Below are 17,497 nucleotides of genomic sequence, written 5' to 3'. Positions count from 1 at the left end.
CCCGAGGCTCGTCCCGACCCCCGCCCCGCGAGAAGGGATAAGCGTCGTGCGCGACCTCGTGCGAATCCGTGCCCGGCGGCGGGACGTCGGTCCGTCCAACGTCGCGCCGCCCGGTGCCCACCGCTCCACGTCTTACCTCCCGCTGCGGCCCTGGCAGGTGCGGGGCCGTAGCTTCCGGACGCGCCGCCGGGGGCCGGACCCGGCCGAGGTCGCCGCGTTCCTCGATCGCGTCGCCGGGGATCTCGCCGCCGCGTACGCCGAGGTGGTCCGCAGCCGGGACGAGGCGGCCCGGATCAAGGGCGCGTTGCGGGAGTGGCGGTCCCGGCGGGCGCCCACGATGCGCGACCTGGCCTGTCGGCCGTGACCGGGCGATACGTGATCCACCTGCCGGTGCGGGCGGCGGACCTGGCGCGGGCGAAGATCCTCGGTCGTACCGCCGGTTGGGCGCTGGGGTTCCTGGCGGTGGTCGAGTTGGGCGGGATCACCGTCTCGGCCGAGGACGAGCAGTGCGTGCGCCACTGGGTGTTCTGCGACCGCAGGCTCGACGGCGGCCGGCGCTGTGTGTTACGCGCCGACCACGTCACGCCCTGCACCGCGCGCCTGCCCGGCCCGTCCAGAAAGTGACCCGGGTCACACCGACAGAGTTGAGCGGAATAGACTCAAGTCTGGTTGTGTCGTTCCCAGTGGACACGCCGATCCCGGGGGAGCCCATGAACACGGAACGTCTCACCACCAAGAGCCGCGAGACCATCACCGGTGCCGTCGCGCTGGCGAACCAGCGCGGTCACGCCACCGTGGAGCCCTGGCACCTGCTGCTGTCGCTGCTGGACACCGACGGCTCGACCGCCGCCGGCCTGCTGCGCGCGGTCGGGGCCGACCCGGCCGAGCTGCGCCGGGTCGCGCTGCGCTCGGTCGACGCGCTGCCGGCGGCGCGCGGGTCCAGCCTCGCCGAGCCGACCCTGGCCCGGGAGTTCGTCAACGCCATCGGCGCCGCCGAGCAGATCGCCCGGCCGCTGGGCGACGAATACACCTCCACCGAGCACCTGCTGGCCGGGCTCGCCCAGGTCGGCGGCGCGGTCTCGGTCGCGTTGAAGAACGCCGGTGCCACCGAGGAGAACCTGGTCGCCGCGTTCCCCACCGTTCGGGGCGGGGACCGGCGGGTGACCACGGCCGACCCGGAGCAGACCTACCAGGCGCTGGCCAAGTACGGCGTCGACCTGACCACCAGCGCCCGCGACGGCAAGATCGACCCGGTGATCGGTCGGGACTCGGAGATCCGCCGGGTGATCCAGGTGCTGTCCCGGCGCACCAAGAACAACCCGGTGCTGATCGGCGAGCCGGGCGTCGGCAAGACCGCCATCGTCGAGGGCCTGGCCCAGCGGATCGTGGCCGGCGACGTGCCGGAGTCGCTGCGGGACAAGAAGCTCGTCTCGCTCGACCTCGGCGCCATGGTGGCCGGCGCGTCCTACCGGGGGCAGTTCGAGGAGCGGCTGAAGTCCGTCCTGGAGGAGATCAAGAACTCCGACGGTCAGGTCATCACGTTCCTCGACGAGTTGCACACCGTGGTCGGTGCCGGCAAGGGCGAGGGCTCGATGGACGCCGGCAACATGCTCAAGCCGATGCTGGCCCGTGGCGAGCTGCGGATGGTCGGCGCGACCACGCTCGACGAATACCGCGAGCATATCGAGAAGGACCCGGCGCTGGAGCGCCGCTTCCAGCCGGTGCTGGTCGGCGAGCCGACCATCGAGGACACCATCGGCATCCTGCGCGGGCTCAAGGAGCGCTACGAGGTGCACCACGGCGTGCGGATCACCGACGCCGCGCTGGTCGCCGCCGCCGCGCTCTCCGACCGTTACATCACCGACCGGTTCCTGCCGGACAAGGCGATCGACCTGGTCGACGAGTCCGCGTCCCGGCTGCGGATGGAGATCGACTCGCGGCCGGTCGAGGTGGACGAGATCGAGCGGGCGGTGCGCCGGCTCGAGATCGAGGAGATGGCGCTGGCCAAGGAGCCCGACGCCGCGTCCGCCGAGCGGCTGGAGCGGCTGCGCAAGGAGTTGGCCGACAAGCGCGAGCAGCTCACCGCGCTCTCCGAGCGCTGGCAGACCGAGAAGAGCCACATCACCAAGCTCTCCACCGCGAAGGAGGAGCTGGAGCGCCTGGGCGGCGAGGCCGAGCGGGCCGAGCGGGACGGCGAGCTGGAACGCGCCGCCGAGCTGCGGTACGGCCGGATCCCCGCGCTCCAGGGCGAGCTGAAGCAGGCGGAGGAGGAGCTGGCCCGGCTCCAGGCCGACGGCGCGATGCTCAAGGAGGAGGTCGGGTCGGACGACATCGCCGCCGTGGTCGCCTCCTGGACCGGCATCCCGGCCGGCCGGCTGCTGGAGGGCGAGACCGCCAAGCTGCTGCGGATGGAGGAGTCGCTCGGCTCCCGGGTGGTCGGCCAGGCCGAGGCGGTCGGCGCGGTCTCCGACGCGGTCCGCCGCGCCCGGGCCGGCGTCGCCGACCCGGACCGCCCGACCGGCAGCTTCCTCTTCCTCGGCCCGACCGGTGTCGGCAAGACCGAGCTGGCCAAGGCGCTCGCCGAGTTCCTCTTCGACGACGAGCGGGCCATGGTCCGCATCGACATGAGCGAGTACGGCGAGAAGCACTCCGTGGCCCGGTTGGTCGGCGCCCCGCCCGGTTACGTCGGCTACTCCGAGGGCGGCCAGCTCACCGAGGCGGTGCGCCGCCGGCCCTACTCGGTGATCCTGCTGGACGAGGTGGAGAAGGCCCACCCGGACGTCTTCGACGTGCTGCTCCAGGTGCTCGATGACGGTCGGCTCACCGACGGTCAGGGCCGCACCGTGGACTTCCGCAACGCGATCCTGGTCCTCACCTCGAACCTCGGCTCGTCGGTGATCAGCGACCTGACGCTGACCGAGGACGAGCGGCGCGAGGGTGTGCTCGCGACGGTCCGGTCGCACTTCAAGCCGGAATTCCTCAACCGGCTCGACGACATCGTGGTGTTCGCCGCGCTCCAGGGCGCCGACCTGCGGGCGATCGTCGACATCCAGCTCGACCGGCTGCGGCGCCGGCTGGCCGACCGCCGGCTGGGCCTGGACATCACCGACACGGCCCGCACCTGGCTGGCCGAGCACGGGTACGACCCGATCTACGGCGCCCGCCCGCTGCGCCGCCTGGTGCAGTCCGCCATCGGCGACCGCCTCGCCAAGGCGCTGCTGGCCGGCGAGATCCGCGACGGCGACACGGTCCAGGTCGACCTCGCCGACACCAAGGACGCCCTGACGGTCACCTCTGCCTGACCCGCTTCTCCCCGTGCAGGCCCGGCCCTCCGGCCGGGCCTGCACCCTGCCGGGCGGGGGCGTGGGGGTGGGCAGAGGGGTGAGGAGGGGGTGGGGTGGGCACATAGTGGGGTATGAGCGGGAAGCGGGAACTGGACCAGGCGGCGCGGGCGCTCGACGACGCGGACACCCTGGCCTTCGGCGGGGTCGGGTTCGCGGGGCAGATCCTGCCCGCGACCGAGGCGTACCGGGTGCTGGAGCAGGAGTTGCGCGAGCACCCGGAGGCGGCCCGGAAGCGCGTCGAGCGGTTGCTGAAGAAGGGCACGCCCGCCGGGAAGGCGTACGCGGCGACGCTGCTGGAGGCGGTCGACCCGGAGGCCGGGCGGAACGCCTGGGAGCGGCTGCGCGACGACGACGGCGAGTTCACCACGTTCAGCGGGTGCGTGATGGGCCGGACGACGCTGCGCGAGTACGCCGCCGAGCGTCTCACCGGCGGCTGACCGTAGCTGACCACACACTCAGCGAACAGCACTTCGGGCAAGGTGCGCGGGGTTGTTACCGTCTCCGCCAATGCACGTTGGGGGAGGCGGTCATGAACGGTTCGGTGGCGTACGTGGTGGCCACGCTGGGGTGTCTGCTCGGGGCGGCCGGTGTGGTGGTCGCGGTGCTCGCGCTGCGCAGGTCCCGCTCGACGTCCCGCCCGAAGGCGGCGGCCCCCGGTGACCCGTTCCGGGAATCCGACGCGGACGCGTTGCGCGGCGACCCGCGCGCGCTCAAGCCCGGCGACATCGTCGAGATCCGCTCGGTGCCCTACACCGTGCGCGGCTCGGTGCACCTGGTCGAGGGCGGCTGGAGCTGGTCGGAGCACCTGCTCGACGACGCGGGCGGGGTGAAGCGCTGGCTCTCCGTCGAGGCGGAGCCGGACCTGGAGATGGTGCTCTGGGCCAGCGAGCCGGGGGCCACGATCACGCCGGGCGCGCCCACGTTGGAGATCGGCGGCCGGCGCTACAACTGGGACGAGTCCGGCCAGGCCCGCTACACCGCCACCGAGGGCACCGGCCTCGACCCGCGCGGCACCATGCGCTACCACGACTACCAGGCGCCCGGCGGGGCCCGGCTGTCGTTCGAGGCGTACGGCGAGGCCGGCTGGGAGGTGAACCTCGGTGAGGAACTGCGCCGCGCCGAGGTGATGATCTACCCGCAGGGCGGCCCGGACCAGGTGAAGTGAGCGTGCTCGTCGCCCTTCAGACCCCCTACGTCGACAGCCGCGCCGCCGACCTGAGCCTGACCCTCGGCGGCCCGGAGCTGCCCGCGCTCGCCGTCCGCGATCTCGACCTGCCCGGCCGGCCACGGCTGCGGTTGCGCCTGCTGGGCGCCTCCCACCAGGTCGTCGCCGGCGCGCTGACCGAGACGGTCGCCTGCCTGCCCGGCCGCCGGCCGCACCTGCCGGACAGCCTGCACGACGTGGCCGCCGGCTACCGCTTCACCGCCACCGTGCTCCGGCCGGCCGGCGACGGCCTGCGCGGCCGGGTCGCGGCGCTCCGCGCCGAGCTGGCCGGCGACCCGTACGCGCTGGTCGGCGTGTTCCCCGGCGACGAGGACGCGGTCACCGCGCTCGCCGTCGCGCCCGACCCGCCGGACGGCGCGGTCGCCTGGCGCACCTGGCACGCCTACCCGCAGACCAACGAGCTGGTCCTGACCGAGACGGTGGTGGAGGAGCTGTGACGTACCGACGGTGGTTCGTGGTGGGCGTGGCGGTCGCCGTCGTCGGCGCCCTGGTCGCCGCCTTCGCGATCTTCTACGGCAACTTCTCGCCCCGCGGCTACGTGCAGGACCACTTCTCCCGCGCGTCCGGGCGGGACATCGGCTCGCAGGCGGTCGCGTACACCTCGAACAAGTCGCCCAGCCAGGTCTCGAAGGAGATCACCGACACCTGGCAGCCGGCCGACCAGTACGTCGACGGCAGCGGCGTCTACCTGCGCTACGACGACGACTCGGTGGTGATCCTCCCGCTCGCCGTCGGCTCGGTGATCCTGCTGGAACGGATGCGAACCGCCTATCCCCGCTACCACGGCGTCGTCGGCAACAGCTGGGGCTGGGGCCGAGGCAGCACCGTCCGGGGCGGCGGCCCCGGTGCCGGCAAGTAGCCCGTCCGACCCCCTCACCCTGGAGTAGTCCCTGTGGAGCATCTCGTCACCGACCTGCTGGTCACCCTCGCCTACGGCGTGGTCGGCGTGGTCCTGATGGCCGTCGGTTACCTCCTCGTCGACCTGGCCACCCCCGGCAAGCTCCACGAGCTGATCTGGGCCGGTCGAAACCGAAACGCCACGCTGCTGCTCGCCTCCAACCTGCTCGGCGTCGGCACCGTGGTGGTCGCCGCGATCGTGGCCAGCGACGACGACTTCGCGCTCGGGCTGGTCGGCGCCGCCGCGTACGGGATCCTCGGCCTGGTGATCATGGCGGCGGCGTTCGTGCTGCTCGACGTGGCCACCCCGGGCAAGCTCGGCGAGCTGCTGGTCGACCCGGAGCCGCACCCGGCGGTCTGGATCTCCGCCACCGTGCACGTCGCCACCGGCGCGATCATCGCCGCCGCGATCAGCTGATGACCGGGACTGCCGCCACCGCGAAGGCGAAGGACAAACGGGGTACGGCGGTGGTCTGGACCGTCGTGCTCGGGCTGTTCGTCGGCGTGCCCTGCGCCATCGGGATCGTCAACGGCGGCGAGAGCACCGACGTGCCCGCGCCGACGACCGAGCAGCGCACCGCCACCGTGCCGCTGCTGGCGTCGGCGTTCGAGGCCCAGGGCGTCTGCTACGGCTGGCGGCTCTACGACTGGAGCACCGAGATCAGCGTCGGCTCCAACCTGGGCGACGGGACGCCGGTGCGGGACGACCCGCGCTGCCCGCGCTGGATCGAGGTCTCCGCCGTCGTCCGCTACACCTCCTCCAGCAGCGAGTCGCAGGACTCGGCGAGCATCGGCGTCGACGGTTCCCCCGACATCGAGCGGGCCGACCTCTACCCGATCGCCTCCGGGCTGGGCCGGTTCGGGCTGGACGCGGACGCGTTCGTCGACGAGCCCGGCTGGGCGATCACCCGGGCGACCACCGTGCTGCCGCTGCTCGCCGCCGAGGTCGGCCTGGCCGATCCGGCACCCACCGCCGCGACCCCGGCCCCGTCCGGCACGCCGGCCCCGCTGCCGGACGCCGGCAACGACCTGCTGCGCGACCGCTGGGGCTGGCTGCTCACCGCCGCCGTCCTGCTGCTGGTCGCCGCGCTGTTCATCACGGTGGGCGTGCGGCAGCGCCGCCGGGCGACCGCTCCGGGTCGCGGCGCGGCGCCGGGCGCGCCGAGCGGGAGCGGTCGGCAGCCTCGGGGACCGGTGACCGCGCAGCGCCCCGGGGCGGGCGTCGCCGGGCGTACCCGGGAGGAAGCGTGACCGTCGACGTGCCCGCGCGGCCGCGGTGGCGCGCCGCCCGCGCGGCGGTCCTGCTCGCGGTCTTCGTCTGCGCGGCCTGCGGCCTGGTCTACGAGCTGGCGCTCGTCGCGCTCGGCAGCTACCTGATCGGCGACGCGGTCGGCCAGGCGTCGATCGTGCTCGGCGTGATGGTCTTCGCGATGGGCGTCGGCGCGCTGGTGGCGAAGCCGTTGCAGTCCCGGGCGGCGGCCGCGTTCGCGGTGATCGAGCTGACCCTGGCGCTGCTCGGTGGCCTCAGCGTGCTCGGGCTCTACGCGGCGTTCGCCTGGCTCGACCTCTACGGCCCGGCGCTCGTCGGCACCGCGTTCGTGCTCGGCCTGCTGATCGGCGCGGAGATCCCGCTGCTGATGGTGATGCTGCAACGCATCCGGGAGCAGTCCGCCGGCAGCGCGGTGGCCGACCTGTTCGCCGCCGACTACGTCGGCGCGCTGCTCGGCGGGCTGGCCTTCCCGTTCCTGCTGATGCCGGTCTTCGGCCAGCTCAAGGGCGCGCTGGTGGTCGGCGCGGTGAACGCGGTCGCCGGCGTCGCGCTGGTGTTCACCGTGTTCCGCGACGAACTCGGCCGCCGGGCGCGGGTGGGCCTGTGCGCCGGCTCCGTCGTGGTCGGGCTCCTGCTCGGGTACGCGTGGGTCACCGCCCAAGACTTCGAGGTGACCGCCCGCCAGCAGCTCTACCGCGACCCGGTGGTGCACGCCGAGCGCAGCCGCTACCAGGAGATCGTGCTGACCCGTTCGGTGCGGGAGGTCGGCCACACCGACACCGACCTGAGGCTGTTCCTCAACGGCGACCTCCAGTTCAGCTCCGTCGACGAATACCGCTACCACGAGGCGCTGGTGCATCCGGCGATGCGCGGGCCGCACGGGGACGTGCTGGTGCTCGGCGCCGGCGACGGGCTCGCCGCCCGGGAGATCCTGAAATATCCGGACGTGCGGTCGGTGACGCTCGTCGACCTCGACCCGGCCGTGGTCGCGCTGGCCCGCAGCGAGCCGCAACTGCGCGACCTGAACCGCCGGTCGCTCACCGACCCACGGGTGCGGGTGCTCAACCTGGACGCGTTCGGCTGGCTGCGAACCGCCACGCGCCGCTTCGACGTGGTGATCGCCGACCTGCCCGACCCGGACGAGACGGCCACCGCGAAGCTCTACACTGTCGAGTTCTACTCGCTGATCCGTCCGGTGCTGGCCCCCGGCGGGCGGCTCGTCGTGCAGTCCGGGTCGCCCTACTTCGCGCCCCGGTCGTACTGGTCGGTCGAGCGGTCGGTGCGGGAGGCGGGCTTCGCCACCGTGCCCTACCACGTCGACGTGCCGAGCTTCGGCGACTGGGGCTTCGTGCTCGCCGCGCCCGGCGGCAGCGCGCCCGAGCTGGCGCTGCCCACCGACGCGCCGCCGCTGCGCTTCCTCACCCCGGAGGTGCTCGCCGCCGCCGCCACGTTCCCCGCCGACCGGGGCCGGGCCGACGTGCCCGCCTCGACGTTGTTGCAGCCCAGGGTGCTGGAGTACGCGCGCGAGGAGTGGCGCGGCTACTAGGTTCCGGGGCATGCGGTCACACCACCGGCTGGCCCGCCGGCTGCCGGCCCGGGCGATCGACGCGGCCGCGTACCTCCAGGCGTTCGTGCTCTCCGGCGTGGTCACCGTGCTGGCCGTCCGGGCCTACCTCCGGGCCACTGACTACCCGCAGCTCGGCGGCGGCGGGCTGGGGGCGCGGTGCTCGGCGTCAGCGCCACCGCGCTGGTCACCGCCGTGCTGAGCCTGCGGGCCGCCTGGCTGCTGCGCCGCGACCGGACGCAGGCGTTCCGGCTGTTCAAACTGGCCCTGTTGGTCGACCTGCTGTTCGGGCAGGTCTTCAACTTCACGGTCAACCAGTTCGGCGCGGTCTTCGCGGTCGCGCTGGACCTGGCGCTGCTCGGCGTGGTCACCGCCGAACACCGGCGGCTGCGCCGCGCCGCCGACCGCTGAGCCTTTCTACCGTGCCCACCTGGTCCGACATCGCTACGGTGGTCATCTGATCCAGGGAGGGAGAATCATGGTCGATGCTCCGGGCACCACGCCCCGCGCGCGTCCCAGTGTGGTGACGCTTTCCAGTTGGCTGCTCATTCTCGTCGCCGTCATCCAGGTGCTGAACCTGATCGTGACGCTCGCCGTCATCGGCAAGATCCGCGACGTGCTCAAGGACGCGTACGCCGGCACGTCGGCCGAGTCGGCCGGCGACCTCGCGTACGCCTTCACCATCGGCTCGTCGGTGCTGACGCTGCTGCTCGCGATCGGTCTGGTCGTGCTCGCGCTGCTGAACAACCGGGGGCGCAACGTCTCCCGGATCATCACCTGGGTGGTCGGTGGCATCCTGCTCTGCTGCACCGGTGGCAGCCTGCTCAACGGCGTCTCCGGCGGCATGATGGGCAACGGCGGCAACGGCAACGGCGACCTGCCCAGCACGCAGGAGATCCAGCGCCGGCTGGAGGACGCGCTGCCGTCCTGGTACGCCCCGGTCAGCCTGCTGCTCGGCGTCGTCGCGCTGGTCGCCCTGCTGGGCGCGCTGATCCTGCTGGCGCTGCCCAAGGCGAACGAGTTCTTCCGCAAGCCGAAGGCGGCGTGGGAGCCACCGGTCCCGGGTGGCGCGTACCCGTCGGCCCCGGGCCAGTCCGCCGAGCCGGGTTACCCGTCGCCCCCGGGCCACTCGGGCGACCCGGCGTACCCGTCGACGCCCGGCCCGTCGGCCACGCCCCCCGGTGACCAGCCGCCGGCCGGGCCGACCGGTCAGCCGGGCGAGCGGCGTGACCCGGAGCCGCCACCCGGAAGTTGACCGCCGGAAAACAGCGACGCCGACGATCCCTCCGAGTAGGTTGCTTGCCAACGCCTACCGGAGGGATCCGTCGTGTCGTACCCCGATCGGGCCGCGCCCCGCCGGCCGGCCACGGTCGTCGCGGCGGTGGCGGTGCTGCTGCTGATGGCGGTCGGCGCCCTGGCTTACGCGGTGACGAGCCTGGGGGTGGCCGGCGGCACGGTCGGGAGGTTCCGCGCCGCCGCGGCGGAAACCGACGCGACCGGCGGTGACGTCGACCGGGTGGCCGGCCTGCTGCGTGGCTCGACGGTGCTGGCCGCCGTGCTCGGCGTGCTGGCCGCGCTGCTGCTGGTCGGGCTCGCACTCGGCCTGCGCTCCGGTCGGCCCGGCGCGCGGACCGCCACCTGGGTGGTCGCCGGGCTGGGCCTGCTCTGCGGCTGCTGCGGGCTCGCGGTGCTGGTCGGGCAGCGAGCCGCCCCACTGCGCCTCGGTGCCGACGACCGGGTCACCGCCGACCTGCTCGGGCTGGTCGGCGACGCGTATCCGGCCTGGTGGATCCCGGTGAACGCGGCGCTGTCGGTGGCGCAGATCCTCGGCTACCTGGTGGTGGCCGCGTTGCTCACGCTGCCGTCGGCGAACGCCTTCCTGCACCGCCACCCGGCCCCGGCAGGTAGGCCGTCCGGTCCGCCGACCGGCTACGGCACGACCGCATCCGGCGCTCCCGTGGCCGGGCCGACGCCCTGGGGCCTGCCGCCCGGCCTGACCTCGCCGTCGGCGCCACCGGCGTCCGCTCCGCCCGGGTCGCCGTCCGCGCCGGCCGGACCTTCGTTGACCCCGCCCGGGCCGGCGTCACCTCCGGAGGACCGCGCATGACCGGCACATCCCAGCCCGCCCGCCGCTGCGCCGTGGTCACCGGCGCCAGTCTGGGCATCGGTGCGGCGTTCGCACGCCGGCTCGCCGCCGACGGCTGGGACCTGGTGCTGGTGGCCCGGGACTTCGCCCGGCTCGATGCCCTGGCGACGGAGCTGACCGGGCGGCACGGCGGCGAGGTGCGGACGATCCCGGCCGATCTGTCCACCGACGACGGTTGCGCCGTGGTGGAGCGCCGGCTGACCGACGGGCCGCCGGTGCACCTCCTGGTGAACAACGCCGGCATCAGCCTCAACACCCCGTTCGTCCGCTCGGCGGTCCCGGAGGAGTTCCGGCTGCTGCGGCTCAACGTGCTGGCGGTGCTCCGGCTGACCCACGCGGTGCTCGGCCCGATGATCGAACGCGGCGACGGGGCAGTGATAAATGTCTCTTCGGTAGCAGGTTTCGGTGTCCCCATGCCGGGATCGACCTACTCGGCCAGCAAGGCGTGGGTGACGAATTTCAGTGAATCGATCGGTCAGTCGGTGGCGCCGCTCGGTGTGCGCGTGATGGCGCTCTGTCCCGGCTACACCCGCACCGGCAATCACGAACGCGCCGGCATCGACATGTCGCGCCTGCCGTCCTGGGCCTGGCTGCGGGCCGACGAGGTGGTCGGGGAGGGCCTCGCTGACCTGCGCAAAGGCAAGCTGGTGAGCGTTCCGGACTGGAAGTACAAGCTGGCCGTGGCCGGGCTGCGGCACGCGCCGAAGCGGCTGCTGCGGCGCTTCACGCGCGACACCCGCGGGCGGGTCGACCGGGCTCGCGACTGACCCGGTCGTGACCGGGCCGGTCGGCCCGCGCGGTGGCGGACCGGGATGGACGGTCGCGCAGCGTAGCCGGGCATCGCCACTCATCGGTCGCCCGCAGGGTTGACCGAGGTGGGCCCCACGGACGGCGCACAGACTCGCGAAGTACGCTCTGTTGCCATGGGGGACCACGACGACCTGCGTAAATTCATCACTGACCTGGCCGTGGTCCACGGTCGGGTCGTGCTCTCATCGGGCCGCGAAGCGGACTGGTACGTCGATCTGCGTCGCGTCACGCTCCATCACCAGGCCGCCCCGCTGATCGGCCGGGTGATGCGCGACCTCACCGCGGACTGGGCGTACGACGCGGTCGGCGGGCTGACCCTGGGCGCCGACCCGGTGGCCGTCGCGATGCTGCACGCCTCGGCCGGCACCGACCGCCCGCTGGACGCCTTCGTGGTCCGCAAGGAGGGCAAGGCGCACGGCCTCCAGCGTCGCATCGAAGGGCCGGACGTGGCCGGACGTCGCGTCCTGGCGGTGGAGGACACCTCGACCACCGGCGGAAGTGTGTTGACCGCCATCGAGGCGTTGCGTGAGGCCGGGGCGGAAGTCGTGGGTGTTGCGGTTATTGTTGATCGAGGTGCCGGCGACGCGGTGCGAGCCGCCGGATTGCCTTATCGGGCGGCCTATACGTTGGCTGACCTCGGCCTTGTGGCCTAAAAGTTTGCCGATTCGGATCTGCTGATATGCAGGCGGATCGATGCTGCTGGTGGAAGGATGGAATACGTGGGAACTGCGTTGGCTGAAATGACCATGCCTCAGATCTCGCCGCTTGCCGGCGAGCCGATCGAACGCGCCGACGCCGAGCGGCTGGCGGGGGTCCTCAAGGCCCTCGCCGACCCCGCCCGGCTGCGGCTGCTCAGCCTGATCCAGTCGGCTCCCGAGGGGGAGGCGTGCGTGTGTGACCTCACCGCGCCGCTCGGCCTCTCGCAGCCGACGGTCAGCCACCACCTGCGTATCCTCACCGAGGCCGGCTTGCTGGAGCGGGAGAAGCGTGGGGTCTGGGCATACTACCGGCTGGTGCCGACCGCGATCGCGACGATCGCGGATCTGCTCACCCCGCCGCGGAAGCGGGCCACCAAGAAGGCTCGCTGACGTCACGGCCCGGCCTCCGACGGGCCGGCCGGCCGAGGCCACGGCGCGATGGCACGCGCGCCGAACCCGGCGGGCGGTCCCGACCGGATGCGGGCCGGACCGGTGGCGTGCGAGGGGTGGCGCCATCGGTCGCACCGGGTGACGGCTGCCGTCACCCGACAGGACAGGCGCGAAGGCCGGCCCCCACCCGGGGGCCGGCCTTCGGCGTCCGTGCCGGTCAGCGGCGGTGCTGGCCGCCGTGCCCGTGCGGGTGGTCGTCGCCGTCGACGGCGTCCCGGACCGCGTCCACCGCACCCGCCGCGGTCGCCGCGGCGATCACCGCGACCGCCTCGCCACGCTTGCGCGCCCTCCGGTCGCGGAGGAACTCGAAGAAGATCGGCAGCACCGAGATCAGGATGATCAGCGCGACCACCGGCAGGATGTACCGGTCGATCTTGTCGCCGATCGCGTCGTAGATCTGGCGGGCCAGCAGGTAGCCGATCAGCAGGATGCCGTCCACCCAGAGGACCGCGCCGACCACGTTCCACACGAAGAACTGCCGGGCCGGCATGCCGAGCACCCCGGCCACCGGGTTGAGGAACGTCCGCACGATCGGGATGAACCGGGCCAGCACCACGGCCTTGGCCGGGCCGAACTTCTGGAAGTAGTACTCCGCCTTGGCCACGTACTCCCGCTTGAACAGGCGGGAGTTGGGCTTGTCGAACATCCGCCGGCCGTAGCGCGCGCCGAGCCAGTGCCCGAGCTGGGCGCCGGCGATCGCGCAGATCGGGCCGCCGACCATCAGACCGGCCAGCGAGAGCCGGGTGCCGTCACCGAAGATGGCGTCCGCCACCGGGGAGGCGGCCACCCCGGCCAGGAAGAGCAGCGAGTCACCCGGGAAGAAGAAGCCGACCAGCAGGCCGGTCTCGGCGAACAGGATCGCCCAGACGCCGATCATCCCGAAGGTGTGGATGAGATCCTTGGGATCGAGCGGGTTCAACGCCACGTTCTCGGAGATCATCCGGGTCTTCTCTGCGGTGTCCACGGGCACAAAGGGTACCCGGGCCCGGTCCGGCCTCGCGGCGGACCGGGCCACCTGGTCACAGGCGTGGGTCTACCGGCTCCGACTCGCAGGCGAGGATCGCGAAGACCAGCTCGTGGCGACGCCAGAGCGGCGCATCCGCGTCCAGCGCGTCCAGCGCGGCCAGGCCCAGGCCGTGCTCGCGCAGGGCCAGCCCGCGCTTGCGACCCAGCGAACGTTTGCGCAGCGCGGCGAGCTGCGCCGGCTCGGTGTAGCCGGGGCCGTAGATGATCCGCAGGTACTCCCGCCCACGGCACTTGATCCCCGGCTGGAGCAGCGCGCCCTTCGGCGAACGGGCGGCCAGGCCCGCGTACGGCTTGACCACCATGCCCTCGCCGCCGGCGGCGGTGAGCGCCAGCCACCAGTCGGTCGCGGCCGTCACCGCCGTCTCGTCGGCCAGCTCCACCACCAGCCGCCGGGTCGCCGTGAGGAAATCCGGGTCGGCCGCCCGGAGCCGGTCCGCCAACGCCAGGTGCCAGCCGTGGTCGCGGTCCGCGTAGCTCACCCCGGCGCCGGCGAGCACCGCGAACGGCGCCAGCGTCACCCCGCGCAGCCCGTCGGTCGGCCCGACGTACGCCCGGTAGGCCGCCGAGTACGCGGTCACCTCGGCCGCCCGCTCGGCCATCCGGGCCCGCAGCCCGTCCACCGGCAGCCCGCGCCCGGCCGCGGCGTCCACGGTGGCCAGCACCGCGGGCAGCGCCGCCCGGCCGGCCGCGCCGACCCCGGCGTACTGCTCGCGGATCAGCCCGGCGGCCTTCGCCGACCAGGGCAGCAGCTCCGCGTCGAGCAGGAGCCAGTCGGTGTCCAGCTCGGCCCAGAGGCCGGCGGTGGTGACCGCCGCGCGCACCCGGGCCAGCAGCTCCTCGTCGAGCGGAGACCCGAAGAACGGCCGACCGGTGCGGGTGTGCACGACGCCGCCGCCGAACCGGCCCGGCTCCCGCTCCACCAGCACCACGGCCCGCGAGCCCATGTGCTTCTCCTCGCAGACCACCCGGTCCACACCGGCCGCGCGGTAGTCGGCGAACGCCTCCGCCGGGTGCTCCAGGAACCCGTCCACGCTCGACGTCGAGCAGGGCGCCATCGTCGGCGGCAGCCACACCAGCCGGCCCGGGTCGACCGCGAACCGGCTCATCACCTCCAGCGCGGCGGCGGCGTTCTCGGCCGGCACGGTCAGCGACCCGTACGCGTGGGTGAGGTGCCGGCGGCCGGTCACGTCGGCCAGGTCCAGCACCGTGTCCGGCCGCGTCGGGGTCGGCGGGACCAGCGGGCGGGCCGGCGCGTACCACTCCCGCACGGCCGGCACCGCCACCAGCTCCCGCTCCGGGTAGCGCAGCGCGGTCAACCTTCCGCCGAACACGCAACCGGTGTCCAGGCAGATGGTGTTGTTGACCCACTCCGGCTCCGGCGTCGGGGTGTGCCCGTAGACGACCATGGCCGAGCCCCGGTAGTCGCGCGCCCACGGGTAGCGCACCGGCAGGCCGTACTCGTCGGTCTCGCCCGTCGTCTCGCCGTACAGCGCGAACGACCGCACCCGGCCGGACGCCCGGCCGTGGTAGGCCTCCTTGAGCCCGGCGTGCGCCACCACCAGCCGGCCACCGTCCAGCACGTAGTGACTGACCAGCCCGTCGATGAACGTCTCGGCCGCGGCGACGAACTCGGCCGGCTCCGCGGCGAGCTGCGCCATCGTCTCGGCCAGGCCGTGGGTGAGCCGCACGTCCCGGCCGCGCAGCTTGCGCAGCAGCTTCTGCTCGTGGTTGCCGGGCACGCAGATCGCGTGCCCGGCCGCCACCATGCCCATCACCAGGCGGAGCACACCGGGCGAGTCCGGGCCGCGGTCCACCAGGTCACCGACGAAGACCGCGGTACGCCCGGCGGGGTGCGTCGCGTCCACCGGGCGGCCGGCGTCGTCGCGGCGCAGCGCGTAACCGAGCCGGGACAGCAGCGCCTCCAGCTCGGCGCGGCAGCCGTGCACGTCGCCGACCACGTCGAACGGACCGGTCAGCTCCCGCCGGTCGTTGAACAGCTTCTCGAAGCGGACCTCGGCGGCGTCGATCTCCTCCACCCCGCGCAGCACGTGCACCTTGCGGAAGCCCTCCCGCGCCAGCCGCCCGTACGACTGCCGCAGGTCACGACGCATCCGGGTGAGCACCGGTCGGCCGTGCGTGCGGTCGGCGCGCGCCTCGGTGCGTTCCCAGGCCACCGCCTCCGGCACGTCCAGCACGATCGCCGCCGGCAGCACGTCGTGCTCCCGGGCCACCCGGATCAGCCCGGCCCGGGCGTGCGGCTGGAGGTTGGTCGCGTCCACCACGGTCAGTCGGCCCCGCCGCAGCCGGACGCCGGCCACGTGGTGCAGCGCGTCGAAGGCGTCGGCGGACGCGGCCTGGTCGTTCTCGTCGTCGGCGACCAGCCCACGGAACATGTCCGACGAGAGCACCTGGCTGGGCGCGAAGTGCCGGCGGGCGAACGTCGACTTGCCGGCGCCGGAGACGCCGACCAGCGCCACCAGCGCCAGCTCGGGAATGTCCAGCACGGTCATCGGTCCGTCTCCTTCCGGTCGTCGCGGGTGAAGACCGCCATCTGGGTCGGCGAGCCCACCTCCGGGTCGGCGTCGCCGACACCGGTGATCGTGGCGGTGTAGCCGTGCGCCGCCGCCACCCCCTCCACCCAGCAGGCGAACTCCGCCCGGGTCCACTCGAACCGGTGGTCGGCGTGCCGGAACCGGTCCGGCCCGAGCCCCTCGTAGCGGACGTTGTATTCCACGTTCGGCGTGGTCACCACCACCGTGCCGGGTCGGGCGTGACCGAACACCGCGTCCTGGAGCGCCGGCAGCCGGGGCGGGTCGAGGTGCTCGACCACCTCCATCAGCACCGCCGCGTCATAGCCGCGCAGCCGGTCGTCGGAGTAGGTCAGCGCCGACTGGCGCAGGTGGATCCGCTCCCGCTGCCGCTCCGGCAACCGGTCCAGCCGCAACCGGCGGGCGGCCAGGCCGAGCGCCCGGTCGGAGACGTCGACGCCGACCACCTCGGTGAACCGCCGGTCGGCCACCAGCGCGGCGAGCAGCGCGCCGCCGCCGCAACCCAGGTCCAGCACCCGGCTCGCGCCGCTGTCGCGCAACGCGGCGAGCACCGCCTCGCGCCGGAGCACCGCCAGCGGGGCCCGGTGCGCCGCCGTGGCCCCGGCACCGGCTGGGGACGGGACGGCGGCCCCGTCGGCGGTCGGATCGACGCTGTCGTCGGCGGGCGGCTCGTCGGCCGGGTACAGCGCGGTCAGGCGGGCCAGGGCCGTGCCGGCCAGCGCCCGGCGGTGTGCCAGGTAGCGACGGATGATCAGACCGCGCTCCGGGTGCCCGGCCAGCCAGCCGGAGCCGGCCCGCAGCAGTTTGTCCACCTCGTCCGGTGCCACCCAGTAGTGCTTCGCGTCGTCGAGCACCGGCAGCAGGACGTACAGGTGGTTGAGGGCGTCGGCGAGCCGAAGCGAACCGGCGAGCGTCAGGTCGACGTAGCGGCTGTCGCCCCACTCCGGGTACGACTCGTCGAGCGGGATCGGGGTGGCCGTCACCGTCCAGCCGAGCGGCGCGAACACCCGTACCGCCAGGTCGGCGCCGCCACGGCAGCGCAGCACCGGCACCCGGACGGTCAGCGGGATCGAGGTGGCGGCCAGCTCGGGCCGGTCCCGGGACTCGCCGCGCAGCGCCGAGCGGAACACCTTGGCCAGCGCCGACGAGAGCAGGCTGGAGGCCGCGTACGGGCGGTCGTTGACGTACTGCCCGAGGGTGAAGCTCTCCGGCGCGGTCGCCTGCCGGCGGCCCCGGCCACCGCCCAGCTTCAGCGGATCCACCTCGACCAGCAGCGCCGCCGTGCACCGCGCCTCGCCCGCCTCGGGATAGAACACGTGCGCGGCGCCGGCGGGCAGGTCGAAGCTCTGCACGCGGTCCGGGTGCTTGACGAGCAGGTGGCCGAGGTCGGTGGCGGGGCGGTGGGTCGTGGTGAGGGTCAGCAGCACGTGGTTGATGTTCCTTGCTCTTGCTTCGTCTGTCGTGGGGGTTTCCGGGGAGCCCGACCCGCTCCGGGCGGTCAGGCTTGATCCCCTGAGC

At 73.6% G+C, this 17,497-nt stretch carries 19 protein-coding genes and 1 pseudogene; 17 read left to right on the top strand and 3 right to left on the bottom strand.

What is annotated here, in order from left to right:
• Nucleotides 1–58: 58 nt before the first annotated feature.
• The 17 genes and pseudogenes from O7618_RS25565 to O7618_RS25485 all read left to right on the top strand — a co-directional run bounded on the left by O7618_RS25565 (nt 59) and on the right by O7618_RS25485 (nt 12,344).
• Nucleotides 59–364, top strand: a complete 306-nt coding sequence (locus O7618_RS25565; protein ID WP_278110148.1) for a DivIVA domain-containing protein — start codon at nt 59–61, stop codon at nt 362–364.
• Nucleotides 361–624, top strand: coding sequence for a hypothetical protein (locus O7618_RS25560; protein WP_278108674.1), 264 nt, complete (start codon nt 361–363; stop codon nt 622–624). The genes O7618_RS25565 and O7618_RS25560 overlap by 4 nt, the downstream gene beginning before the upstream one ends.
• Before the next feature lie 86 nt (nt 625–710).
• Complete coding sequence (gene clpB / locus O7618_RS25555) at nt 711–3,302, top strand: ATP-dependent chaperone ClpB (protein ID WP_278108673.1); 2,592 nt, start codon at nt 711–713, stop codon at nt 3,300–3,302.
• Between the two features lie 113 nt (nt 3,303–3,415).
• The gene (locus O7618_RS25550) at nt 3,416–3,781 is read left to right on the top strand and encodes a hypothetical protein (protein WP_278108672.1); all 366 of its coding nucleotides are present in this window, start codon (nt 3,416–3,418) and stop codon (nt 3,779–3,781) included.
• 92 nt (nt 3,782–3,873) lie between these two features.
• Nucleotides 3,874–4,509, top strand: coding sequence for a DUF4178 domain-containing protein (locus O7618_RS25545; RefSeq protein ID WP_278108671.1), 636 nt, complete (start codon nt 3,874–3,876; stop codon nt 4,507–4,509).
• Between the two features lie 2 nt (nt 4,510–4,511).
• Nucleotides 4,512–5,006 (top strand): DUF2617 family protein, encoded by a 495-nt coding sequence (locus O7618_RS25540; RefSeq protein ID WP_278108670.1) that lies wholly within the window; start codon nt 4,512–4,514, stop codon nt 5,004–5,006.
• Entirely contained in the window at nt 5,003–5,428 is a 426-nt protein-coding gene (locus tag O7618_RS25535; protein ID WP_269694395.1) for a DUF4247 domain-containing protein, read from the top strand. The genes O7618_RS25540 and O7618_RS25535 overlap by 4 nt, the downstream gene beginning before the upstream one ends.
• A 33-nt stretch (nt 5,429–5,461) precedes the next feature.
• Entirely contained in the window at nt 5,462–5,884 is a 423-nt protein-coding gene (locus O7618_RS25530; protein WP_278108669.1) for a DUF350 domain-containing protein, read from the top strand.
• Entirely contained in the window at nt 5,884–6,717 is an 834-nt protein-coding gene (locus O7618_RS25525) for a hypothetical protein (protein ID WP_278108668.1), read from the top strand. The genes O7618_RS25530 and O7618_RS25525 overlap by 1 nt, the downstream gene beginning before the upstream one ends.
• On the top strand, nt 6,714–8,282 hold the full coding sequence (locus O7618_RS25520; RefSeq protein WP_278108667.1) for a polyamine aminopropyltransferase: 1,569 nt from the start codon (nt 6,714–6,716) through the stop codon (nt 8,280–8,282). Before O7618_RS25525 ends, O7618_RS25520 begins: the two co-directional genes overlap by 4 nt.
• A gap of 10 nt (nt 8,283–8,292) precedes the next feature.
• Nucleotides 8,293–8,502, top strand: coding sequence for a hypothetical protein (locus O7618_RS25515; RefSeq protein ID WP_278108666.1), 210 nt, complete (start codon nt 8,293–8,295; stop codon nt 8,500–8,502).
• A pseudogene (locus tag O7618_RS25510) lies at nt 8,442–8,711 on the top strand (hypothetical protein); the annotation flags it as partial. The gene O7618_RS25515 and the pseudogene O7618_RS25510, both read left to right, overlap by 61 nt.
• A 67-nt stretch (nt 8,712–8,778) precedes the next feature.
• A complete protein-coding gene (locus O7618_RS25505) occupies nt 8,779–9,555 on the top strand; it encodes a hypothetical protein (RefSeq protein WP_278108665.1) in 777 nt (258 codons plus the stop codon).
• 72 nt (nt 9,556–9,627) lie between these two features.
• Nucleotides 9,628–10,407 (top strand): hypothetical protein, encoded by a 780-nt coding sequence (locus tag O7618_RS25500; RefSeq protein WP_278108664.1) that lies wholly within the window; start codon nt 9,628–9,630, stop codon nt 10,405–10,407.
• Nucleotides 10,404–11,213 carry an SDR family oxidoreductase gene (locus O7618_RS25495; RefSeq protein WP_278108663.1) on the top strand — a complete coding sequence of 270 codons (810 nt, stop codon included), beginning with the start codon at nt 10,404–10,406 and terminating at the stop codon, nt 11,211–11,213. Before O7618_RS25500 ends, O7618_RS25495 begins: the two co-directional genes overlap by 4 nt.
• A 156-nt stretch (nt 11,214–11,369) precedes the next feature.
• Nucleotides 11,370–11,909 carry an orotate phosphoribosyltransferase gene (gene pyrE / locus O7618_RS25490; RefSeq protein WP_278108662.1) on the top strand — a complete coding sequence of 180 codons (540 nt, stop codon included), beginning with the start codon at nt 11,370–11,372 and terminating at the stop codon, nt 11,907–11,909.
• Between the two features lie 57 nt (nt 11,910–11,966).
• Nucleotides 11,967–12,344: a metalloregulator ArsR/SmtB family transcription factor gene (locus tag O7618_RS25485; RefSeq protein ID WP_007073957.1), complete on the top strand. Its 378-nt coding sequence runs from the start codon at nt 11,967–11,969 to the stop codon at nt 12,342–12,344.
• A gap of 217 nt (nt 12,345–12,561) precedes the next feature.
• Here the strand turns inward: O7618_RS25485 and O7618_RS25480 are convergent, their stop codons facing one another.
• The 3 genes from O7618_RS25480 to O7618_RS25470 form a co-directional block, all read right to left on the bottom strand.
• Nucleotides 12,562–13,344: a DedA family protein gene (locus tag O7618_RS25480; RefSeq protein ID WP_278110147.1), complete on the bottom strand. Its 783-nt coding sequence runs from the start codon at nt 13,342–13,344 to the stop codon at nt 12,562–12,564.
• 79 nt (nt 13,345–13,423) lie between these two features.
• Nucleotides 13,424–15,940, bottom strand: coding sequence for a polynucleotide kinase-phosphatase (locus tag O7618_RS25475; protein ID WP_278108661.1), 2,517 nt, complete (start codon nt 15,938–15,940; stop codon nt 13,424–13,426).
• Nucleotides 15,937–17,406, bottom strand: a complete 1,470-nt coding sequence (locus tag O7618_RS25470) for a 3' terminal RNA ribose 2'-O-methyltransferase Hen1 (protein WP_278108660.1) — start codon at nt 17,404–17,406, stop codon at nt 15,937–15,939. Before O7618_RS25470 ends, O7618_RS25475 begins: the two co-directional genes overlap by 4 nt.
• Nucleotides 17,407–17,497 lie beyond the last annotated feature (91 nt).

This window comes from Micromonospora sp. WMMD980 (assembly GCF_029626035.1).
In the GTDB taxonomy this organism is placed as follows: Bacteria; Actinomycetota; Actinomycetes; order Mycobacteriales; family Micromonosporaceae; genus Micromonospora.
The sequence above is the reverse complement of the archived record's forward strand: the minus strand, read 5'-3'. Positions and strand labels throughout refer to the sequence as shown.